The 22,036-nt window shown below is 60.6% G+C and carries 20 protein-coding genes; 6 read left to right on the top strand and 14 right to left on the bottom strand.

Annotated features, from left to right (window positions below; translation table 11 throughout):
* Window positions 1–92 precede the first annotated feature (92 nt).
* Both HY556_08470 and HY556_08465 read left to right on the top strand, forming a co-directional pair.
* A complete protein-coding gene (locus HY556_08470) occupies window positions 93–1,319 on the top strand; it encodes a hypothetical protein (GenBank protein ID MBI4393810.1) in 1,227 nt (408 codons plus the stop codon).
* A 15-nt stretch (window positions 1,320–1,334) separates the two neighbouring features.
* A complete protein-coding gene (locus tag HY556_08465) occupies window positions 1,335–2,228 on the top strand; it encodes a hypothetical protein (protein MBI4393809.1) in 894 nt (297 codons plus the stop codon).
* Between the two features lie 22 nt (window positions 2,229–2,250).
* Here the strand turns inward: HY556_08465 and HY556_08460 are convergent, their stop codons facing one another.
* The 3 genes from HY556_08460 to HY556_08450 are packed head-to-tail and all read right to left on the bottom strand — an operon-like array spanning window position 2,251 to window position 4,621.
* Window positions 2,251–3,507, bottom strand: a complete 1,257-nt coding sequence (locus HY556_08460; protein MBI4393808.1) for a hypothetical protein — start codon at window positions 3,505–3,507, stop codon at window positions 2,251–2,253.
* A 53-nt stretch (window positions 3,508–3,560) separates the two neighbouring features.
* The gene (locus HY556_08455) at window positions 3,561–3,989 is read right to left on the bottom strand and encodes a hypothetical protein (GenBank protein MBI4393807.1); all 429 of its coding nucleotides are present in this window, start codon (window positions 3,987–3,989) and stop codon (window positions 3,561–3,563) included.
* Window positions 3,990–4,033: 44 nt separating this feature from the next.
* On the bottom strand, window positions 4,034–4,621 hold the full coding sequence (locus HY556_08450; protein ID MBI4393806.1) for a 50S ribosomal protein L15e: 588 nt from the start codon (window positions 4,619–4,621) through the stop codon (window positions 4,034–4,036).
* A 612-nt stretch (window positions 4,622–5,233) separates the two neighbouring features.
* Here HY556_08450 and HY556_08445 point away from each other — a divergent pair.
* A complete protein-coding gene (locus HY556_08445; GenBank protein ID MBI4393805.1) occupies window positions 5,234–5,860 on the top strand; it encodes a hypothetical protein in 627 nt (208 codons plus the stop codon).
* Window positions 5,861–5,865: 5 nt separating this feature from the next.
* On the opposite strand, the gene HY556_08440 is transcribed toward HY556_08445, so the two are convergent.
* The 5 genes from HY556_08440 to HY556_08420 form a co-directional block, all read right to left on the bottom strand.
* Window positions 5,866–6,726 (bottom strand): CBS domain-containing protein, encoded by an 861-nt coding sequence (locus HY556_08440; protein MBI4393804.1) that lies wholly within the window; start codon window positions 6,724–6,726, stop codon window positions 5,866–5,868.
* Window positions 6,727–6,843: 117 nt separating this feature from the next.
* Complete coding sequence (locus tag HY556_08435) at window positions 6,844–7,104, bottom strand: DUF504 domain-containing protein (protein MBI4393803.1); 261 nt, start codon at window positions 7,102–7,104, stop codon at window positions 6,844–6,846.
* A gap of 12 nt (window positions 7,105–7,116) precedes the next feature.
* Window positions 7,117–7,764, bottom strand: coding sequence for an HAD family phosphatase (locus HY556_08430; GenBank protein MBI4393802.1), 648 nt, complete (start codon window positions 7,762–7,764; stop codon window positions 7,117–7,119).
* Window positions 7,765–7,766: 2 nt separating this feature from the next.
* Window positions 7,767–8,903: an aminotransferase class V-fold PLP-dependent enzyme gene (locus HY556_08425; protein ID MBI4393801.1), complete on the bottom strand. Its 1,137-nt coding sequence runs from the start codon at window positions 8,901–8,903 to the stop codon at window positions 7,767–7,769.
* Window positions 8,893–9,822, bottom strand: coding sequence for a transcriptional regulator (locus HY556_08420; GenBank protein MBI4393800.1), 930 nt, complete (start codon window positions 9,820–9,822; stop codon window positions 8,893–8,895). The genes HY556_08425 and HY556_08420 overlap by 11 nt, the downstream gene beginning before the upstream one ends.
* Before the next feature lie 114 nt (window positions 9,823–9,936).
* Between HY556_08420 and HY556_08415 the strand changes: the two genes are divergently transcribed.
* The gene (locus HY556_08415) at window positions 9,937–11,097 is read left to right on the top strand and encodes a radical SAM protein (protein ID MBI4393799.1); all 1,161 of its coding nucleotides are present in this window, start codon (window positions 9,937–9,939) and stop codon (window positions 11,095–11,097) included.
* Between the two features lie 298 nt (window positions 11,098–11,395).
* Here HY556_08415 and HY556_08410 read toward each other — a convergent pair whose 3' ends face one another.
* The 5 genes from HY556_08410 to HY556_08390 form a co-directional block, all read right to left on the bottom strand.
* Window positions 11,396–14,551 carry a type I restriction endonuclease subunit R gene (locus HY556_08410; GenBank protein ID MBI4393798.1) on the bottom strand — a complete coding sequence of 1,052 codons (3,156 nt, stop codon included), beginning with the start codon at window positions 14,549–14,551 and terminating at the stop codon, window positions 11,396–11,398.
* 11 nt (window positions 14,552–14,562) lie between these two features.
* On the bottom strand, window positions 14,563–15,606 hold the full coding sequence (locus tag HY556_08405) for a hypothetical protein (protein MBI4393797.1): 1,044 nt from the start codon (window positions 15,604–15,606) through the stop codon (window positions 14,563–14,565).
* Window positions 15,603–16,835: a restriction endonuclease subunit S gene (locus HY556_08400; GenBank protein MBI4393796.1), complete on the bottom strand. Its 1,233-nt coding sequence runs from the start codon at window positions 16,833–16,835 to the stop codon at window positions 15,603–15,605. Before HY556_08400 ends, HY556_08405 begins: the two co-directional genes overlap by 4 nt.
* A complete protein-coding gene (locus HY556_08395) occupies window positions 16,825–18,369 on the bottom strand; it encodes an SAM-dependent DNA methyltransferase (protein ID MBI4393795.1) in 1,545 nt (514 codons plus the stop codon). The genes HY556_08400 and HY556_08395 overlap by 11 nt, the downstream gene beginning before the upstream one ends.
* Before the next feature lie 321 nt (window positions 18,370–18,690).
* Window positions 18,691–19,080 (bottom strand): hypothetical protein, encoded by a 390-nt coding sequence (locus tag HY556_08390; protein MBI4393794.1) that lies wholly within the window; start codon window positions 19,078–19,080, stop codon window positions 18,691–18,693.
* A 775-nt stretch (window positions 19,081–19,855) separates the two neighbouring features.
* On the opposite strand from HY556_08390, the gene HY556_08385 reads away from it, so the two are divergent.
* On the top strand, window positions 19,856–20,482 hold the full coding sequence (locus HY556_08385) for a hypothetical protein (protein ID MBI4393793.1): 627 nt from the start codon (window positions 19,856–19,858) through the stop codon (window positions 20,480–20,482).
* Between the two features lie 4 nt (window positions 20,483–20,486).
* The gene (locus tag HY556_08380) at window positions 20,487–20,843 is read left to right on the top strand and encodes a transcriptional regulator (protein MBI4393792.1); all 357 of its coding nucleotides are present in this window, start codon (window positions 20,487–20,489) and stop codon (window positions 20,841–20,843) included.
* Here the strand turns inward: HY556_08380 and HY556_08375 are convergent.
* Window positions 20,836–22,035, bottom strand: a complete 1,200-nt coding sequence (locus HY556_08375) for an NAD(P)/FAD-dependent oxidoreductase (GenBank protein MBI4393791.1) — start codon at window positions 22,033–22,035, stop codon at window positions 20,836–20,838. The two genes, HY556_08380 and HY556_08375, sit on opposite strands and share 8 nt — an antisense overlap.
* Window position 22,036 lies beyond the last annotated feature (1 nt).

Here is a 22,036-nt window from a genome sequence, read left to right as displayed (position 1 = left end):
GGACTATGCGCCACAGCGCGCCATGTGCCCTTCCAGCGCACAATACGCTTTTTAACCCCAACCCCCTAGGGGCCTCACTCGTTGGTGATTCCATGAGGGAGAACCTGCAGATGAAGAAATCCGTCGAAGTGTCCACCGGATCGTTCGATCGCACGGGCGGCCTCAACAATTTCGTGACCGCGAGTCAGGGCCGCGTCGATTCGACGAAGAACCTGAGCCCCAAAGAACTCGACGCGCTTCTCGACCGCGTCATGCCGATGCTCAGGCACGACAGCCGGTACGAGTGGGACGCGAACATCAACGGCATCATTGTGAGACTCATTACTAACAGTTTCCACCAGCACGACTTCTGGGTGGATAACTGGACGCCGGGCCCGAGGGATGGGAGCATACAGCCGCACGCGTTCATCGTGAGCGTCGGCGGCGTGCCGAACATGGCTGCGCACGCATACTACTGCCCCGACCGTAACTTCGCCGTGTTCGTGAACACGGAGTACTACGGCCAGTGCAAATCGTGGGCGCTCGGCATCGCAGCCAAGATCCTGGAGGAGAATTTCAACACGCACTCCATCCACGGCGCGTGCGCGGAGATCGACGGCAAGGGCGTCGTCATCATCGCCCCGACTGGGACCGGGAAGACGACCCAGGTGAACAAGCTCTTCCAGCACGAGAAGGGCAAGGTCGTGGGCGACGACTGGATCTACATCCGTCACCCCGTGAACGTGGACGACATCAAGAAACCGACATTCGTCGTGAACCAACCCGAGCGCCGTCTCTACGTGCGAACGGAGAACGCCCGCGAAGAGGAGTGGCTGAGGCCCATATTCGACCGGTGCAAACTTGAGAACGTCCTCACCGATGCGTCGAAGTGCCACCACGAAAAGGGCGAGAAATGCGCGATCAAGGACCTCGGCGACGACAAGTGCTACTGGGGATTCGGAAACTCCCGGGCGATGCTTCCGCGCGAGTGGATGAAGGGCCCTGACAAGGTCGGCGACAGCGCGAACATGCGCCTCATAGTGCTACTTCGACGCGATCATGAATCGCCCGCCGAACTCGAAGCGACGCCCGACCAGGCAATCAAGATCCTCCAAGAGGGGAAGACGATGATCCGTCCGGGCGCGGGCCCGAAGGAGAAGTGGGGGACCTACGGTTACGAGCCGTGGTACAACCCATACCTCCTCAAACCCGACCACGCGCGGCAGGAGAAATTCTTCCGCGACGAGATGCGCGCCGCGAAGTGCGTCGTCCTCAACACGAGCAAGGAAGGCATCCAGCAGACCTTCGAGAGGATCCAAAGGCACTTGGAAAAGGCGTGAGCCGGAGCCCTGCCCTTGGTCTCTGACCGAAACTTCGCCCGAGCCGTCGAGAACACGGAGTTCTTCAAGTTCCTCGTCATCGACGTGCTGGGCGCCGTCATTTTCGGCGTCATCGCATGGGTAGTCACGAGGGACACGATCTCATCATTCATAGTCTCGCTCGCGACCGCCACCATAATCATGATCGTGGAACTCCGGTTCCAGCTCGTCGCGGCGAAGGAGGACCTAGGCGTAGCGGTCGGTCTCCAGCGCGAATCCATGAAGGACAATTTCCTCCTCACGACGATGCCTCGCATCATCTCCGGCTATTCGGACGTCGCCCGTAGCGGCGACCAATTCTTCCTCGACAGGGCCCGAGACGCGATAAACAACTGCGCCGCGGAAGTGACGCGCCTCGAGGAGGGGCAGTTGGAGGCCGCCGCCAAAGACGTCTATGGCCATGTGAAGCGCAATTTCGCGGAGAGCAGGACCAGCGTCTTCGGGACCGTGTTCGTAGCACTATCCGATTTCTGGTTCTCAGGCGGCGGGAAGGAGTACCTCCAGGAGAATTTCGCGGCGACGAAACGCGGCGTCGAGGTCACGCGGGTCTTCATCCTCGACGACATCAAGGAGATAACGCCGGAAGCGCAGGAGCTCATAAGGGCTCAATTGGAAGGCGGTATCAACGTGAAGATCGCCCTCGCGCACAATCTCACGCCGGACCTGTTGCATGATATGGGGATCTACGACGACAAGTACGCCGTCTACGTGGATCACATCCCCGGGTCGAAGAAGCTGCGGGGCGCGCGCTTCTACCGGGACGAGGCGGCCCTTCGGCAGGCCCGCAACATCCGTGATAGGATACTGCGCGAAAGCGAAGATGCCAAGATCATCCTGGATCGGCTTCGGAGTCCGAAGGCGGCCGCGTGAACGGGACCGCGGCGCGCGCCCGTCAGTGACCCTGCCTCTTGGAGGGAAGCTTCCCCTTTTCCCTAAGGACACGGTCGACCCGATCGTCGACGGGTTCGCTCGACGACCGGCCTTTCCCGGCCGTGGCGTTCCGTTTGGAAAACGACGGGGGCGGACCCGATGGCACCGGTGACTTGGCCTGTTGCCTGTCATTCGCCGGCGCGGGGGCGTCCTTGGGAACGCCCGGCGGCAACCCGTGGTACTCCCGGACCTTGAGGATCTCGTCTATCCGAGTGTGTATCGCCTCGTAATCGTAGGTGCGTCTCGGCCGCGGTGGCGGCTCATCGACGCTCTCAATGGATGTCTCAAGGACCGACATCGTGGGTTCCACCGTCGCGGCGGCCGTGCTTTCAGCCGCGACTTCGGGAGTATCGAGGGTCTTTGTCTCCTCGACGACCGTCATGGATCCGGCCTGGTCCTTGGGGGCCTCGGTCTGATCGTCGGTAGACGCGTCCGGCGGCTGGGTGATCGGTCCGGGCGAGGGTGCCGCGGGCTCGGGCGTCGGCGCGGCTTCTTTTTTCTTGCCCAACTTGAACGGGAGCTTCATCGATGGAAGCTCCATCTTCTTGTTGGCCGGGACGGCACCCGAGGACGTGCCGGGTGTCTCTGCGTCCTCGCGCCGGGGCTCTCCGGGTATCACCATCGTGCGGGGTTCATCCGATGAGGAAGCCGGTCCCTTCTTGCCGAACCCGAGTTTAGGCTTCAATGACGGGAGCCGACGGGGCTGCTTCGCTTTCCTCTCGACCGGCGGAGCGTCCGATTCACTTGCCACGATAGCCTCTTCGCGCACTTTCTTCCCCTTGGCGCCGCCGAAGTGGATCTTCGGAAACTGCATCGCGCGCCGGGGAGGCGCTGGCTCTTCGATGGGGTCCTGTCCCTGCGTTTCCTCCCCTTCCGGGAGTTCTATGGTGATCTCTCTATCCGCCGTCTCATCGGCCTCGTCGATCAACGATTCCCCGGTGACGGCCGGTGTCTCCCCTAGGGGTTCGGGCGCGTCGGAGGGCGACGGGCCTGCTTCTCTCGTTGCGTCTCCCTGCACCTCGGGCCTTTCGGCGTCAAGTTCCATGAACTCGACTTCTTCCGTCTCGGCGGGCGGTGTGTCGGCGGTAGCCCTCTTTTTCCCGAATGCCGGAAGCAGGCTCTTCTTGGGCTTCGAAGCGACAGGTGAGGCGCCGGCCTTCGACCCGCCGAACTTCGGCAAGAACCCTTTCTTCTTCGGCAGAGCGGCTTCTTCGGCCAACTGTAGATCCTCACTATTCCAAGGAGAAACTGGTTATTAACTGATTTGGTGGATTAATCGCCGGCGAGGGCCGCTTTGAGGAGACGTTCCGCGTCCTCCCGATGGGCCGGGTACACCTTGACCTTGCCCCGGCATTGGATGGTGTCGTCGCCGTCGCCGAGCACCAAACGCCCTGCGAAGGCGGTCTGCTTGTCGAAGCGGACGTAGAAATTGAGTGAATCGTCGAGGCGCCTCTCGACCTCCGCCGCGAGTTTTTCGCGTACAGCCTCGTCGGAGAGAAGCCTCGTCCAGAACGGTCTTACTTGCGCCGTGTGTTCGAGGCGGACCTCCAATTGGACTATGGGGTTCCCGTGGTGTCCCTCCATTGTCGTCACCGACGGTTCCTCGTCTCCCGCGAGCGCGGAAAGCGCCGTCCTCACCGAGGCCATGCTCTCCGTCGCGTGGCAAAAGGTCCGGATGGTGAAATGGTGGAAGGCTTGCATGGAGAAAATGATCGAGGGGGGCGCGCTGCCCCCCGGATGTCCCGTTACTTGCCTTTTCCCGTCGCCCGGATGGACGGCCGCACGTGCTCGCCGCCCTTGCCGCGAACGCGTAGGCCCCTGCCCTTCTGGCCGGCCGACGTCTTTCCCCGCAATACGCGGTTGTGGCTCGAGGGGTCGCAGATCCAGTTGATCTTTGGGTCGTTGATGATGACGGGGTGCTGTGGGTCCACGAGTATGACCTCGTAGAACTTGTGGCGCCCGTCCTCTCCGACCCAATACGAGTTGAGGACCTCGAGGTTCGGGTACTTGCGCGAGACCCGCTCCTCGGCGATCCTTTGGATGGATTTCCCCATCGTGATCTTCAAGACACCGGCGTTCGAGGGTTTCCTGCCGCGCTGGTGGCGTTTCTTCCTGAGCGAGCCGCGGCGCACACGGGTGCGCACCATCACGTAGCCCTGCTTCGCCTTGTAACCGAGGGCCCGCGCCCGGTCGAGCCTTGTCGGCCGCTCGACACGGGTGACGACGGGCTGTCTTCGCCATTCGACGAGGCGTTCGAAGGTCAATGCGCGTAGCGTTCCGGCGCGGGGTTTGTGCCAGAGTTCGCCTATGTACGAGTAGAAGCTTTTCGACATTCTTTCACATCGCGCGTCGCGCCGGTTTCGGGTTCGGGCCTTGGCCTACATTCCCTGGCGGGCGGATCTTGTCCTTCCCCGCTGTCGCATCGCGCGGACCGCGCTACGTGCTTCCCTTATTTCTATTCATCGCGTCCGAAGGAAGGAAACATGGCCTCTCGTGTTCGGCATACGATTTCCGCAAGCCACAAATGAACACTTTGTCGGTGTTCCCCGGAAAGAAGCGGAAAGGTTTATTCATTCGCAAGCAGAACATGTACTTGCAACGGAGCGGGAGCGTGATATCCGGAGAAGTGACGGAAATAGAAAACGTTTCTGGAATCTGAAATTCTCGTGGGACGCCAAGACCGACGCCCTGGACGGGCGGGGGCTGGCAATACGCCAATCCGATTCGAGAAGAGCTGGCCCCGCGGCGATGGCTCGACATGCGCGGATTTCCCGCCTATGAGCCGGCAACAACCGCGGCCAAACGGCGTCCCACGGAATCGTACTCTTCTCCCCGGCGCGGACCTGGTTCGGGCCACTCTCCACTACGACCCGAAGGTCCCCGCCACTACGCTCGACGCGCAATCGACTAGTTCCGCTTATCGTCACCTGCGCCGTAGTACCCGCGTGGCCAGCCCCTTCAACGCCGCGGAGCGGCGGCTCATCAAGCGCCTATCGACGCCCCTGAAGATCCAGAGGTGGCTGCGGACGCTTTCGTACGATTATGGGGGCGATGCCGAGGCCATGCGCTCCTTTCGCCGCGTCGTCCGGGACGGGAACGCCGATTGCATCGAAGGCGCTCTCGCCGCAGCCGCCATCCTCGAATCACAAGGCCATGCGCCGCTCCTTCTCGATCTTCTTTCCGAGGACGATCTCAACCACGGCGTCGCCCTTTTCAAGACCGGCGGCAAGTGGGGCTCCGTCGGCCTCTCCCGAGACCCTGGCCTCGACGGGAGAAAACCCGTCTACGCGAGCGCCTACCATCTTGCGTGCAGCTACTACGCGCCGTACGTCGACGAGAAGAGCGCGCTCGTCGCGTGGGGCGTCTTCGATCTTCGAAAGACCGACATCGACTGGCGCTTCGCGGAGACCGACTTGTGGGGACTCGAAGACGTGCTTGACGGGATTCCCCACGCCCCTATGCGGAGGTCCCGCGAAAGCCTCCGTCGGCTACGCGCCAGGCACCGGCGGTGGAGCGAACTTCACCCCGGAAAGCACCCCGCGTATTATCGCAACAAGGCGTTTTGGTTGTAGGGAGGTCACCGGTTCTCCTTCTCGTCCTTGAGGAAGCGTGTCGTGATCTCGACCAGCGGGTGCTGCCCGAAATCGTTGATCTCCACATCCGCCATCGAATTGAGGCCGGATGAGCGCGCGTTCCTTTCAAGACCCAGTTCGATGTCCTCGTCGAACTCTAGGATGAAAGCATCGAGTCGTTTTATCCCGAGCCGCTGCGCGGCGACCACACGGTGGTGGCCATCGACGAGGATCGGTTGGGGCTTCTTCCAGATGAGAAGTATGGGCTCGGCCAACCCGCGCTTGAGTTCGCGCATCCGCCCTTCGAGTTCGTCGGCGAATATCCTCTTCTGGGTCGGCAGGAAGCCGTTTATCTCCACGACGCGCCGATTGATGCGGATGGTGATGTTGTAAAGGCTTTCGAGCGTCTCTTTCAGCTTTTCAAGTTTCGTGGGCGTCACGCGTTCGATGTGGCTCCGGATGATGTCGGTCGTCGAGATGATCCCGACGAGGAAACCTTCGTCGTCGACGACGGGAAGTTCCTTCACACCCACCCGGAAAAGTATCCGCGCGGCATCGGCAAGGTCCATGTCGGGGTGGGCGACCACTGTCCCGGGGGCGATGATGTCCCGCACCCGCTTGTCGAGGTGGGCCACGTTCCTCAAGATCTCCTTCGGTGTGACGAAGCCGATCAACTTCCGTCCATCGGCGACCGGAAGCCCGACATGGCCCTGTTGCACGATCAACGGGATCGCGTCCGAGATGGTGACATCTGGCGACATGCTCACGACGGCCTTCGTCATGTAGTCGCGGACGAGGGCCTTGCCCTTTCGCCCACCCACGACCTCTTCTTCGGCTTCGCCCTCGCGCCCGGGGATGTGCGTCATGGGGGCTCCACGAAAAGGATGACGCGCCCGTGACTTGCCGACATTGTCCGCATATCCGACCGGCTTCTATAAAAATCGTCCCATCGGCGGGTTCGCAGGCTGATGCAGGTGCATCCCTCACCGGGCCCGCCGAAGGAAGAGCAGGTGCCCGCCGTCGCGTATCTTCACGATACGGTGCATTGGGATGCGCGCTCCAGTCTTCAACTCCAGAAGTCCACGCTCAATGTCCACGACGTCTCGACCCTGCACCGTCTTCACGTCTCCCACGGCGCCACGATCCACGTAGGTTATCGTCAGGTTCTCGAAACCCTCCGGCGAATGTTTGGCGCGGAGAAGGATCGTCCGGGGGCTTCCCGGGACATTCCGTCCTTTCGTCAAGGCGAGCGCCCCTCAGTGCCTGGATCCGGCGGCGAGGTTCTTGATGATGACGTCCGTCGCCTGGCGTAGGTCGGTCATCGGGTCGATGGTGAAGGCGGCAGCCTTCGAGACGGCCGCCGAACTCGGGTTCGCGGCTATCCCGTATGCGACCCTGCCAAAGACGGCGGTGTCGTTCATGCCGTTCCCCACATGGACGATCTCTTTGAGGCCGACGCCTCTCTCGCGGGCCCAGGCGTCGAGGTTCGCCAGTTTGTCGAAGCGTGGTCGGATGTCACTGGTCACGACCCCATTCTTGATCGTCGCCTCCGAACAGACCGCCTCGTCGAACCCGAAACGAAGCGCGCACTCCGCGAGGAACCGGGGTTGATCGGTCAAGACGATCGTCTTCAGCCCCGCGGTCTTGAGGCGAGCGACCGCCTCACGGATGCCGGGTATCCACTTTCCGTCCCGCATCGCCGCCTGCACCGTCTCCAACGGGAGCCCGACCAAGTACCTGTATTCCAGGTGGAAGCATTCTTCGAGCGTTATCTTCCCGGCAAAGTAGTCGGTATCGTGTTTGAGGACGTGCTCGTGGAAGCCTGCCGCCCGCGAGACGGTCTCGAACACGGTGTCCTCCACGAGCGTCCCGTCGAGGTCGAAAGACGCTATCTTGACCATCACGTTCAACCATTCCCCGGCGGCGCGTGCCTCTTCAACGCGGCGACGAACCGATCGAGCTCCGCGTCCGTGTTGTAAAAGTACGGAGAGACGCGTAGCCTTCCGGGGCGTGAGTCCACGATTATCCCTTCCGCCGCGAGCCGCTTCACGGCGGTCGCCGGGTCTTTGAGGGCCACCATCACGATTCCCGCCCGCTCCTCCGATCGCCCCGGTGTTTTCAGGGAGTAACCGGCATCCACGAGTCTCTCGTACACCCCGTCGACGAGCCTCGCGGTCCGTTCCCTGATCCTTTCGGGGCCTATCTCAAGTATGATGTCTAGGCCGGCCGACGCCGCGTAAACGGCCGCCACGGGGGGGGTCCCCGCCTCGAACCGCCTTGCGTCGGGCTTGAATTCGAAGGCGTTCGCGTCGAATTCGAACTGACGCGCGGCGGCGAACCAGCCGGTGTGCTTGGGATCGAGTCCGAGGGCCAACTCATTCCGGACGTACATGTACGCGATGCCGGTCCCTCCCAAGAGCCATTTGAGGCCGCCCGCGATGTAGACGTCGGCGCCCAGTTCCCGGGGCGAGACGGGCAATTGACCGGCGGCCTGGTAACCGTCGATTATCGCCAAGGCCCCGTTCTCTCTTGCCGCGCGGCAGATCCGCGGAACGTCCTGGATGAAGCCGCTCGTGAAGTAGACGTGCGAGGTCGCAAGCGCTGCAACGGTCTTGTCCATGGCCTTCTCGAAACCGCTGGCGTCGACTTTCACCCCGTCGCCGTGCACCATGCGAAGGTGCAAGCTGCCCTTCACCATCCATTGGTAGGGAACGGTCGGGAAATCCATGTCCGCGCTCACGACGGCAGGCCGTCTTGTGTAGTCGAGCGAGGACGCGATCGAACCCAAGGCGACGCTCACCGATGGCTGTACCGACATCTCGCTCTTCTCGACGGAAAAAAGGCGCGCGAGTTTCTGTCGGAGCGCGTCCAACTCCCCCATCCACAATCCGTACCACGCGGAGGCGCCCAACTCTTCCCAAAGGTCGAGTTGCAAGTTCACGGCGGCGCGGACGCGTCTTGACAATGCGCCCAACGAGCATGAGTTGAGGTAGGTCTTGCGTTCGAGGCCGGGAAACTCCGCCCGCCAGGCCTCAAAGTCCACGGGACGCCTCCAAGTCGACGGCGATAGAGCGCACGAGTCTGGCGAGGCTCTCCGCGTCCTTGCCGAATACGTACGTGATGGGCTCGACGGCGAAGGCACCCCGATGGTAGACGACGTCGGGCGTCTTGCCGATTCGCGTCAATTCGGCGAGGAGGCTTTTTCGGTCCGATTCGTGGGCCGCTTTCACCTCTACGCACGAAAGGCGTCCTCCCTTCAACGCGGCCAGGACGCGGTCCTCCGTCCTCATGTTTATGGCCGCGGCCTTCTCAGGATCATAGGAATGGACCCCGAGGAGGACCTCCGCGACGTGGTGACTGGCCCCGAAGGCGGGCGCTCCATGTATGGTGACTGCGCCCTTTTGCGAATCGATGCGCCCGGGGACGCCTGCGACGTCCGGCAGGTCGCTTGCACCGGTCAGGGCCATGCAGACGTTCGCCCCCACGCTCGGGATCAAGTGCCCGAACGCCGGTGTATCCTCCAGGATGCGGATGGCGGATCGTAGGTTTGAGAGGACGCGTTGTTCTTGCATCAAGGTGCTCCCTCCCTCGACGACGCACAGATCGCAGCCTGACCCTCGAAGCGCCGGCATCTCACGTTCGTGGAGCTCGCATACGGGTCCACGGTTCGACAACTCACGCACCAGCGCCATCAAGTGCGCCATCGCCTCCGTTGGGCTCAAACGCTCCTCATGGAAGCCCTCGGCGATCAAAGCGACGGCCTCGGCGACGCGCGGGTCCTTTGCCACGACGGGCTCCAACCGCTGTCGCCCGGCGCGATGCTTGCTGACGGCCGCTTGGCTGATGCCGAGGCTTCTTGCAATCTCGTCTTGCGTCATGCCGAGTTTCGTCATCTCGGAGACGAGCATCGAACGCACCGTGGGAACGAACCGTTCTGCTACGATCTCCTGCGGAAGCCGCACGCGACTGACAATGGCCCGCCAATAAATATAACCGGGTAATGGCGGGGTGGGCCGTTCAGGGTCGTTGCCTCGGCGCATCCGGTTTATATGGTTGAATGGACTCGGCGCTTCCAGATGAGAAAGGTCTCCGACCGCCCCGCCGGGACACAAGCCCCGACGCGCGCGGCGCCTTCATGGGGGCAGGATGCCCCGGCCACGGGTGTTTCCACGTTGCCGGGCGGGTCGTTCACGACCGGACCCCTCCCGCTCGGCTGCACGCTTTGCGAGAAGGGCGGCAAGATGGTGCTGTTCATCACCGGTAACTGCCACTACCGGTGCCCCTACTGCCCCATCAGTTCCGAGCGGCGAAACGTCGACATGATCTGGGCAAATGAACGGAAACTGGACCCCGACGATGTCGACGGCGTCATCGCCGAGGCGAAGACCATGCGGGCCCTCGGCACCGGGATAGCGGGCGGCGACCCCATGTTCAAGCCCGAACGCGTCGTACAGTACGTCCGCGCCTTGAAAACCGCATTCGGCCCCGGGCACCACATCCACCTCTACACGCAGATAGACTTCGACCCCGCGTGGCTTACGAAGCTCGCCGAAGCTGGACTCGACGAGATCCGGTTCCACCCGCCCCCAGAGTACTGGTCGAGGATGGAGAAGGGACACCACCACCGGCTCATCCCGGCCGCGAAGGCAACGGGGATGACGGTTGGGATAGAGATCCCGGCGCTTCCGAACCGCGAGAAGGAGATGAGCGCCCTCATCGACTACGCGGAGGCGAACGGCCTTTCCTACATCAACCTCAACGAGTTGGAGTTCTCCGAGACGAACTTCCGCAACCTCCTCAACATGGGTTACGACATACGCGACCCGACGAGCGCCGGCGCCAAGGAGAGCGAAGCGGCTTCCATGCGCCTTCTCGCGTTGAAGAAGGGCGGAAAGACCGCCGTCCACTACTGCTCCGCGTGTTTCAAGGACGGGATACAGCTCAGGAACCGACTCATACGGATGGGTGAGACCGACGCCAAGACTTACGAGAAACGCACGGACGACGGAACCATCCTAAAAGGGATAGTCGAGGTCTCCGACCCGGCGCCTGTCGTCGAGATTCTTTCCAAGCGGTTCAAACTCCCTGAGACACTTTGGAAAGTCGAGACGGGCTTCGTGGAGGTCGCGCCGTGGGTGCTTGAGGAGATCGCACGCGACATCCCGTACCCGTGCTACGTGTCGGAAGTCTACCCGACCTCAAGCGCCCTCGAAGTCGAGAGAAGGCCGTTGAATTAGGGTCGGCGCCCGTGGTCCCGTGCCACTAAACATGTGGTCGCGATCGAGGATTCGGCTCGGTTTCGGAGACCACGGGGATAAATTCGGCTCACCCCCATCGACCAACCCCCATGTCAAATCCCGGCGTGGCAAATCACGAAATGGCGCAATCACTCATTCCCGGGATGTGCAATTGTGGGCGGCCGACGCTAGCGGGAACGGCGTACCAGATGGCCGAAACAGAGTACTGCGTTTTCGGGTTCTGCCCCGCCAATTGACGGGCCGCGATCCAGGAATTCATCGCGGCAGGCAGACGCGACTACAGAGGCACCCACTCGGCCGTCAAGACCTCAGCCTGTTCGAGCACCGTCGCCGTGGCCTTTTCCTGCAGGTCTGGCGGGTAGCCGTACTTTCTTAAGATTCGCTTGACGATTACGCGCAACTTCGCACGGACATTCTCGCGGACAGTCCAGTCGATTGTCACGTTCGTCCGGACAGCCTCGACGAGTTCCCGCGCAATCAACTTCAAAGTCGGCTCCCCGAGCACTTTGACGGCGCTGTCGTTTGTCTCCAACGCGTCGTAGAATGCGACCTCCTCGTTCGAAAGCCCTAGTTCTTCGCCCCTCGAATCCGCTTCCCGCAGGTCCTTGGCGAGTTGGATCAACTCTTCGATGACCTGAGCCGCCTCAATCGCCCGGTTCTGGTACGTGCGGATGGATTTCTCCAATAGCTCCGCAAAGGAGCGGGCTTGGACCACGTTCCGTTTCGACCGCGTCTTGATCTCCCCCGCCAAGAGCTTTCGGAGGAGCTCTACGGCCAAGTTACGTTGAGGCATTCCCCGGATTTCGGCGAGAAAGTCTTCAGAGAGAATCGAAATGTCCGGCTTCTTGAGCCCAGCGGCCGCAAACAGGTCCACCACCCTGTCGGAGACTATCGCCTCGGAGACAATCTGGCGGATCGCGTGGTCCAGTTCCTCATCCGTCCGCCGCTCCCCGGGCACGCCCTTGGCGAGCACTGCGCGCACCGCTTGGAAGAATGCGACGTCGTCACGGATTCGAATTGCCTCCTCGTGCGGCACGGAAAGGGCGAACGCCTGCGAGAGTTCTGTCACGAATCGCATGAGGCGTTCTCTGCCATCCTTCTGGGCGAGGACGTGCTCCTGGGCTGCTGGAAGCAGACCCAAGCGGTCTTGCGGTGTACCAGAAATCCAATCCCCCCAATCGAATCCATGGAAGATCCCGCGGCAGATATCGTACTTCTCGAGCATGACGGCGACCGCCTCCTCCTGGTCGAGTGCCGTCTTTCCCGTTCCTCCGCTCTCAGTGTAGGTCGCGAGCGCTTTCTTGAGTTCATCGGCGAGGCCCAAGTAATCCACTACGAGGCCGCCGGGTTTGTCCTTGAAGACGCGGTTGACACGCGCGATGGCTTGCATGAGGCCGTGTCCACGCATCGGTTTGTCCAGATACATGGTGTGAAGGCTGGGCGCGTCGAACCCAGTGAGCCACATGTCGCGTACGATTACAATTTGGAAAGGATCGTTCGGGTCCCGGAACCGCTTGGCAAGTGCCTCTCGTCGCGGCTTGTTCCGGATGTGAGGCTGCCATTCGAGGTGGTCCGTCGCGGAGCCAGTCATGACTACCTTAATCACGCCCTCAGTGTCACCGTCGCCACGCCAATCGGGACGCAGCGCCACAATCTCGTCATAGAGTTTCACACAGATCCGGCGGCTCATGCAAACAATCATGGCCTTCCCATCCATGGCGGCGAGGCGTTCTCCAAAGTGTGAAACGAGGTCGCTTGCGATGAGTTTCACCCTCTTGTCCGAACCGACGATCGCCTCTTGCTGCGCCCACCGGGTCTTAAGGCGCTCTTTTCGTTCCACCTCCTCGCCTTCTGTGACTTCCTCGAAGCGTGAATCAATGAGGGGTCGTTCCGTAGGTTTCAAGTCCAACTTTGCGAGGCGACTCTGATAGAAAATTGGGACGGTAGCGCGGTCAATGACCGCCCGCTGGATGTCATACACGCTGATGTAGTCGCCAAACACAGCCCGAGTGTTGGCGTCGGTTTTCTCAATCGGCGTTCCCGTGAACCCGATGAAGGATGCTTTTGGCAGGGCGTCACGCATGTGGCGGGCGAAACCGTCGATGAAATCGTATTGGCTCCTGTGCGCCTCGTCGGCAATCACGACTATGTTGCGCCGGTCCGAAAGAACCGGGTGGCGGTCCCCCTTCTCTTCTGGGAAGAATTTTTGGATTGTCGTGAAAACCACACCGCCGCCGGCGACGCGCAACTTCTCGCGAAGGTCGGTTCGATTCGCAGCTTGCGCGGGCGCTTGCCGAAGGAGATCGCGGCAGCGCGAAAACGTGCCGTACAACTGGTCGTCCAGATCGTTGCGGTCCGTGAGCACGACAATCGTGGGATTCTCCATGGCCGGATGCAAGATGACGCGGCCCGCGTAAAACGCCATGCTGAGGCTCTTTCCGGCGCCTTGCGTGTGCCAGACGACACCCACGCGCCGGTCACCGGGCTCACCCCCGCTTCGGCGACCGTCTACTGACGGACCGGGCCTAATGGCGCTGGACTGGCTGGCAGGTGGCCGCGCCGCACGCAACGTTTCCTCCACGGCGACGTTCATTGCGTGGAACTGGTGGTAGCCGGCCATTTTCTTGGTGAGCTTTCCGGCCCCTTCATCTTCGAAGACGATGAAGTGCCGAATAAGGTCGAGGAATCGCCGTTTGTCGAACACGCCTTCGAGAACAACCTGCAATTCGGACATGCCGGCCGGCGCGTCCCCGTCGCCGCCGATGGTCCGCCATGGCTTGAACCACTCGCGGCCTGCGCCAAGCGATCCAATGCGCGCCTGCACGCCGTCGGAAACAAGGAGCACTGCGTTGTATGCGAAAAGGGACGGAATCTGGGCCTGATAAGTCTGGAATTGCTGGAAGGCAGTCCAAATCGTGGCATTTTCGTCGGCCGCGTTCTTTAGCTCAACCACGGCGAGCGGGAGTCCATTCACGAAGAGTACCACGTCTGGCCGGCGAATGTGCTGCCCCTCCGCGACCGTAAATTGGTTGACGGCGAGCCAGTCGTTCTTATCCGGTGAATCGAAATCGAGCACGCGGGCCTGGGCGCCGGCGATCGAACCATCGGAACGGCGAAACTCGACCGCGACCCCATCGACGAGCATCCGATGGACAGCGCGGTTGCGCTCCAAAAGTGACGGGGCATCGACACGCGCCAACTTGCGGAACGCGTCTTCAAGCGCCTCCGCGGGTAACGTGGGGTTAAGGAGGGCGAGGGTCTTCCTCAGACGGTCTTGAAGAACGACGTCGCGATAGGCCGGATCGAATCGCTCGGCGGCGGGTTCGCCGACGGCGATGGCAGGTCCATGCATGACTGAATAACCTTGAGCCTCAAGCCAGGAGAGGCCGGCGTCTTCGACGATGGATTCGGTGAATCTTTGGTGAGAACGCATGTTCAACTACCTCATTCCGGCTCCAGACCGAAAATGCTTCGGAGCTCGTCGAGTTCAAGTTGGAACGTCGCACGAGCCTCATCTCGGCGAACCGCGTCCCCAACCACTTCATACTCAATGCGCCGATCTGGCGGGTCTCCGCGCGTCTTTCGAAATAAACACAATTTCGTGGATTGGCCGGCCTCATCCTGGCAGTAGTGTACCATTGGTCGTAGACTGAGGACAGGCCCCGTGGTAAGGACTAGCATTTGTCCCTGCTGGAAGTAGTGCTGAGACTCCCGTGCCTGGTCAGCCGTCATCGGGACGTCTCTTATCGTCCTTGTGGAACCATGCCCCTTGAATACCTCACAACGTAACGTAAGAGCGTTAGGTTGACTCAGATAACGCAAGATTTCCACGGTGGCCAAACCCTTCAACGCGCCCAAGACTTCAATAACGTCGGAATAACATTCGCCAATCCAGGTTTGGGCCTGAAGTTCGGATTGGGCGGCGCTATGCGAGAAAGCGTTGCGAGATTGGTTGAGCGCCCGCATCGTTCCCAGCATCGTCGGGGAAAAAATCTTGACCACGTCTAGCGCCACCCCCTCGGCCTGAGCATGGCTAACAATTCGTTCAATGTTGAGCAAGCGTTGTGCGACGCTTTCTGTCAGAAGGTCAGAGAAAGCCAAGGGCTCGTGCAGCCCTAGTTTCCTGAACCGACATTCGGAGATTACCAAGGCATGTAAGATGTCTACCGTCGCCTCCCATGTGTCACGAAGAAGGTGCAATCTTTGGAGCTCGTTCTCGTAACCGTTTTCGAACCTGTAGAAGTAGTATGCAATTGGTGATGGAAACTCGTAAGAAATTGTCTCCTTCAGTTGCTCATCGCGTTCCTGCAAGAAGTCAGCAAATGCGGCTTGATAGGTGTCCTGGCTCATCGTGAAAAGAACATGACTGGCCCTAGGTTGGAACCCCTGTATGTTCAGCTCAGGTCCAGCGTCAGAGTAGCTCTCATCCAACCAGTCATTATAGTCGGGGCAGGCGTTGTAGTTGTTGGGATCAATCCGCGGTTTCAATCTCCGTCCGCCCCTCGCTGAGCGCGAACTCGGACTTGGCCGGAAATAAGCTTGGGCAACAAAGTGTCCCGAACGTTCTCAAGGCCGCGCGCCTCCCGTTCGCAAAGCACGATGCGCTCGTACAAGGGACGCACATGAAAATCAAATGCCTTCATCAGGATCGCTGGAGGCGCGACTACGGGTATGGGCCGGAAGTTGGCCTTGCTGATTTCCAGGAAAGTCGATCCATTCGCACGACTCACAATCTCTTTGGCTGCGGTGCTAGCCCAGAAGAGCAGGAAGAGGTTGGATACGCCTTCCCTATGCTTCATCGCGATAAAGCCCTGGTTGATAGCCGTTGGCACTTCTGTTACAGCAAGATAGCCAATTGGCGCTCTCGACGACAGCAGAATGGTCCCCTTCTCCAGCAGACCGGATCCTATTTGGGCAAGACCCAGTTCGCTTATCGTGCGTTCAGTAGTGAGCAGGACTGGCACTGAGAGTCGAGAGAGATCCTTGGGCGTTACCCAGTGATACGTGCCACCGTTCCAATATGCAGGCTCCGTGGTACTCGGGGTACTGCCACCGACGATCTCCGCAAGATCGGTGATAGTCCTTTCGGCCCACCCCTTGGGAACCTCGCCAATCTCCGAGTTTTCAAAACCATCTGAAAACAGGGCTGCAAGCTCATTCGGGAGCCCAGTATCGCGTCCGTCCATCTTCGCCCTCACGGGGTCGAAGTCCACGAACCACGATTTGAACAGCGCCCGCGCCATTTCCTCCAGCGTCTCGTTCATCCGCCGGTTCAGCTCGATCTTGTCGTCCAGCGTGCCGAGGATGTGGGCGATGGCTCGTTGCTCGGGGACGTGAGTTGGGACCGAAAGTGGAAGCGGGTGAATATGATTGCGATTCAGCGTTGGCACTCCGCTGCCAGCGTTGAACTGTGCAAGATCTAACGACTTGATCAGGTAGTAGCAGAAACGGCGATCGTTTCCCTTGAAGTCCTTGACCCACAGAGTCGTGTTCAGCGGCCAAAAATCGCCCTCGATGTATTGGCCGCCTCCCAGACTGCCTGACCGACCAATCACTACGCCAGGCCCTTTGACCATCGCTTCCTGATGCGTCCCGACCGGACCTGTCGAGGCAATCACCGGATAGGCACCGGGTTTGCGCTGTGTCTCGGGGAGATCGAAACCACGCTGAAAAGTTAGTACCTCGCCCAATGTTGTATCTATCCACTCACCCGCCATACCCGAGCTCCTTCATGTTGGCGGCGATCGCAGCATCGAGCTTCGCGGCCTCGGCCTGCTGCTCGCGCCGCGTTGCGGTGAGCCGCTTCATCTTCTCCTCGAACGGCTCACCGTCGTCCTCCACCGCCTCGGGGCCGACGTAGCGGCCCGGCGTGAGCACGTGGCCGTGCTTGCGGATGTCGTCGAGCTTCGCGGCCATAGAGAAGCCGGGCACGTCAACGTAATCGCCCGCACCCGTGTCACCGCGCCATGCGTGGTAGGTTCCGGCGATCTTCGCGATGTCCTCGTCGGTCAGCTCGCGGTGCACGCGGTCCACCATCGAGCCCATCTTTCGCGCGTCGATGAAGAGCGTCTCGCCGCGCCGGTCGCGGAAACGCCCGTTTTTCTTGGTCTTGGTAAGGAACCACAGGCAGACGGGGATCTGCGTCGAATAGAATAGTTGGCCGGGAAGGGCCACCATGCAATCGACGAGGTCGGCCTCGATCATGGCCTTCCGGATTTCGCCTTCGCCCGATTGGTTCGAGGACATGGAGCCGTTGGCGAGAACGAAGCCGGCCATGCCGGTGGGTGCGAGGTGGTGGACGAAGTGTTCTACCCAAGCAAAATTGGCGTTGCCCGGCGGCGGCACGCCGTAGACCCATCGCTTATCTTCCTTGAGCAGCTCCCCGCGCCAGTCGCTGTCGTTAAAGGGCGGGTTGGCCAGCACGTAGTCCGCCTTGAGGTCAGGGTGGTGGTCGTTGTGGAATGAATCCCCGTGGGCTATCTGCGCGTCGATTCCGCGGATGGCGAGGTTCATCTTCGAGAGGCGCCATGTCGTATAGTTGGACTCTTGACCGTAGATTGAAATGTCGCCCAGTTTGCCGCTGTGAGCCTCGATGAATTTCTCGCTTGAAACGAACATGCCACCCGAGCCACAACAGGGATCGTAAACGCGGCCCTTGTAGGGCGCGAGTATCTCGACGAGCACGCGCACAACGCGAGAAGGCGTGTAGAACTGACCGCCCTTCTTCCCCTCGGAACTCGCAAACTGCGCCAGGAAATATTCGTACACGCGGCCCAGCGTGTCTTTGGCGCGGTCGGTCGGGTTGCCGAGGCCGATGTCGCTTACGAGGTTGATGAGCTGTCCGAGGCGTTGCTTGTCGAGGCCGGGACGAGCGTAATCCTTTGGAAGCACGCTCTTGAGTGTCGGATTGTCGCGCTCAATCGCCGCCATGGCGTCGTCGACAAGCTTCCCGATCTCGGGTTGTGGCGCCTTGGACTTCAGATGCGACCACCGGGCTTCCTTGGGCACCCAGAAGATGCTCACGGCGCGGTACTCGTCCGGATCCTCAGGATCGGCGCCCTCCATTTTGTGGGCTTCGAGCTCGGCGTGCTTGGATTCGAACGCGTCGGAGATGTATTTGAGGAAGATGAGGCCGAGGACGACGTGCTTGTACTCGGCTGCATCCATGTTGTTTCGGAGCGCGTCAGCGGCTTGCCAGAGCTTAGCCTCAAAGCCTAACGTTGCGGCGGTCTCACGGTGGACGTCGGCCAATCAGCCAACACCTCGCTGAGAATTGTGGGCAACACGTGACTGGCGAGCGAATGGGACGGGGGCCCCGTTTGCCCTTTGGTGTTCTATGACCATACGAAATCTTTCACCTGTGGGTTCCGGGAGCCACGACCACACGTCCGTTTGGCGTCGGGCGCTGCCCCTCCCGCCGTGGAAACGGTCGAAGCCGATATAAGAATGCGCCGCACATCGCGGCGCAACGCGTAATTTGGCCCCGGGCCATGGTTTGTCGGCGCCACGAGCGCGAAAGCGGGACGCTGATAGAATTGTGCGGGAGAGACGGTAGCAGGCGATGGCGTTCAGTCAGGCGGTCGTGTGTTCCAACTCGTCCGAAGCGGTCGCATGGCGAGCCGCGCTCATGGCACGGTCACGACTGTCTTCATCCATGAACACGTCCAGCCAGAAAACGACGGGATGGTCGCGGTTTAGCTGATAAATCGCCACTCGACCGACCTTCTTTTCAGAGACTATCTTAAGCTCACGGAAACTCAAGAGGACTCGCTCTAGAGTGACCGGTGACACGGTGGCACCGCTAGCGATTTCTGCTCTTGAGAACGCAAAGTTCGGAGGTGCGGAAAGCATTTCCACGAGAACCCTCAGTTCCGCCGGATCGCCTAGAGCGCCATTAAACGGATCTTTTGGTTTTTCGCTATGACCATTAGAACTCACCGCTGCGCCGCCAGTGTTGCTCATTGTTCTTCCTCCTTGATTCGCATCCCATCCTGCCACCTAAGAGGTTGGCGTGGTCTAGTGAAGAGTGAAACTCCGTTGTAGTCTATGCCACGCATGGGCTAATACACACGGCGTCTCAGTAGATAAAACTTCTTCGAGGTTCTATATGTTTCGAAATTAAGAGAATTAGATGTCTATATATATGAGAATAGACTAAGTTAACGATGTTGTAACTGAAGAGAGTTACAATGAAACAGCAAGGCAGGAGAAGGAGGCATGTTTACGTTGAATTTCAATGGCGCGGCGAGCGCGGGATAACTCACGAAACCTTTGGGGGCCCAGTCAATTGCCCGAAGAGCGTACTACCGAGGAAGAGCCGCCACATGTGGCCTTTGTCCGGCGAGCTGTAAGTGTAGACTCCCTCCCTCTCACGAGTGGGGATCTCGTGCTCGATGCCAGAATCACGGCGGACGTATTGCTGTACCGGCTAGACAAGCGCGGGGCGTACGGGGAGCAGAGGGGTTGGAACATGTCGCGCGTGGTGGCGGGGATTTTTTGTGATGTCCCCGACAGCGTCCTGATGGACGCCATCCGAATACTCGAAGACGCGGGATGCGCCCGCACACACGGGCGTTGGCGTCAGGGCTTTACGCTCCTTTTCTTGGAACCTAGTGCCAAGGATCGGATAAGGGGCCGTCTAAGAAAGAAATTTCCACGTGGGTAAGCGGAACCGGCCTTTGAAGCGCAAAGGATAACTGCCCTTTTTGACCACGATTCTCATTTCCCAACCGATCCAATGAACGCAGAGACCCTTATCCCGAGCGAGGCCAAGACCACCATCGAATCGCTTGGGAGCTTCGCAGCAGCTCTGCGTGGCCGCACCGAGGGTGTCACGTGGATGATCTGGGCTCTCGCCGGGACAGGGATCTCGCTTACCTATGCGCTTCTTTCGGTCCTCATGACGAGTGGTCTCTATGCCGTGCCTTGGTACGCGTTCGCCATCGCCTGGGCCCCTTGGGTGGTGGGCGGGTACATCGCTACTGGAGCCCTATGGAATTCGGTAGCGATCACGCTCAGCGTGAACGGCAAGCACGATTTTGCGCGCTACATCGTGGCCGGCGTGATCTGGGTCGCGGCGATACTCGTCTTGAACTTCGTGATGCGAAGAGGTGTTTTCATGTTGCCAAGCGCAACGTTCATGCTCGGCATATTCGGCGTTGCTTCCCTGTTCTTCGGTGGCATCGTTTCCTCGAACGAGGAAAGAGGCAAGCGTTACGCCATTGGCCTCGGCGGGTCCCTTCTCGCCGCCGCCTTGGTCGCTTACATACTGAACGTGGATGGCTGGACCGGGATGATGGGGGCTTCCGCCCTGGCCGCGATCTCCTACTTCGCGCTCGGGGCCATCCTGGCGTTTCGGAGATGACTCATTGGGGGCACCCGCTCTCGACCCGGTCATCCATCAGGCTACGCGGCTGAGGATAATAGTGGTCTTGTACAGGAACCGGCAGATTTCGTTCACGGAGCTACGAGACGGCCTCTCCCTTACCGACGGAAACCTCGCAAGTCACGCGGAGAAATTGATCGAAGCGGGTTACGTGGAGGTGCGGAGAACGATTTTACGCACTGGCTTCGAGGCCAGGTACTACATCACGGAGAAAGGCGCCGACGCGTTCTCGACGTACCTGGCCGCCCTCCAATCGCTCCTCTATCGCGAGGGCAGACCCAAGCCTTCGCCGAGCGAGAAGGCACCTAATCCGGCGTCGTGGGAAGAGTCCATCAGTTGAGGAAGAACGACTTGACAACACTCGGCGCGAACTTCAGTAATTGCGGTCGGCGCCTGAACATCTCGAAGATCACCTTCGATGGGTAGTCGATGTCGCCGAGGCTGTTCACGAGCATCAGCATCTCTTTTTCCGAGAGTATCGAGAAGAGTTCGTCCATCTGCTTGTCGTTGAGGCCCATGAAGGCCCGGCGGAACCACATTCCGAGCTTCAACTCGCGGCCCACGTCGCCCATCCAAAGGTCATGGTACCGTTTCAAGGCGGCGTTCGAACAATCGCCATCCTCGAGAGCCTCGACGGCGACATCCGCAAGGTGTCGCGCCGCCCGGAATCCCATGTAGACCCCGCCGCCGGTCGTCGGTTTCGCCTGTGCCGCCGCGTCGCCGACAAGCATCACATTGTCCGTCGTGCTGCGAGCGACCGGCCCGATCGGTATCACACCACTGATCGTCTGCCTCAACTTTGCGTTCTTGAGAAGACGCCCGGACTGTGGGTCGTCGAACATCCTCTGCCAATAGTGTATCGCGGGCAGGGGCGCGTTGAAGACGCCCACCTCGACCTTGCCGGCATTCTTCCCGTCGGGGACGATCCAATTGAAGAAATTCGGCGCCTGCATCTGGCCGGTCCACATCTCCACGGATTCAGGGTCCTCGACCTCCACGTCGTCCATGATGCCGCCATGGCAGGAGATGAGTTGCACCGCGCGAGGAAGACCGAACCACTTCGCGACGTTGGATTGTACGCCGTCCGCGCCGACGAGAAGCCGCGTTCGCACCCAGGTTTCCCCGCCCTTGCCTTTCACTAGGACCTTCACGCCGCCGTTTTCGCGCTGCGCCGCGACGGCCTTGGCGCCCATCGTGATCGTCGCTCCGGCGTCCACCGCCTCCTTGACACAGGCCCGGTCGAAGGCGGCGCGGTCGCATGCGATCGCCTGGACCTCCCGTGCCCGGACATCGAGCCTCACGCCGGACGGACTGTAGATGTGGGCGCCCCGGATCCGGTTCAGCTGTACGGCCTGCACGGATTTCGGGACCATGTCGAAAACGGCGGGCGTGAAGAGCCCCGAGCATTGGACCGGCATCCCGATCTCATCGTGCTCTTCCAACATCGTGACCTTGACGCCTGAGATCGCGAAGTGGCGGGCGACTTGGGCCCCCACGGGACCCGCGCCGACGATGAGGACGTCAGTCTCCACG

The sequence above is a fragment of the Euryarchaeota archaeon genome (assembly GCA_016207515.1).
In the GTDB taxonomy this organism is placed as follows: Archaea; Thermoplasmatota; SW-10-69-26; order JACQPN01; family JACQPN01; genus JACQPN01.
This window is presented reverse-complemented; position numbering and strand designations above follow the sequence as displayed.

Coding starts and splice junctions, on each gene's coding strand:
- HY556_08385 (MBI4393793.1), top strand. CDS start 19,856: ATGAACGCAGAGACCCTTATCCCGAGCGAGGCCAAGACCACCATCGAA.
- HY556_08415 (MBI4393799.1), top strand. CDS start 9,937: ATGAGAAAGGTCTCCGACCGCCCCGCCGGGACACAAGCCCCGACGCGC.
- HY556_08410 (MBI4393798.1), bottom strand. CDS start 14,551: ATGCGTTCTCACCAAAGATTCACCGAATCCATCGTCGAAGACGCCGGC.
- HY556_08400 (MBI4393796.1), bottom strand. CDS start 16,835: ATGGCGGGTGAGTGGATAGATACAACATTGGGCGAGGTACTAACTTTT.
- HY556_08440 (MBI4393804.1), bottom strand. CDS start 6,726: ATGACGCACATCCCCGGGCGCGAGGGCGAAGCCGAAGAAGAGGTCGTG.
- HY556_08450 (MBI4393806.1), bottom strand. CDS start 4,621: ATGTCGAAAAGCTTCTACTCGTACATAGGCGAACTCTGGCACAAACCC.
- HY556_08390 (MBI4393794.1), bottom strand. CDS start 19,080: ATGAGCAACACTGGCGGCGCAGCGGTGAGTTCTAATGGTCATAGCGAA.
- HY556_08470 (MBI4393810.1), top strand. CDS start 93: ATGAGGGAGAACCTGCAGATGAAGAAATCCGTCGAAGTGTCCACCGGA.
- HY556_08455 (MBI4393807.1), bottom strand. CDS start 3,989: ATGCAAGCCTTCCACCATTTCACCATCCGGACCTTTTGCCACGCGACG.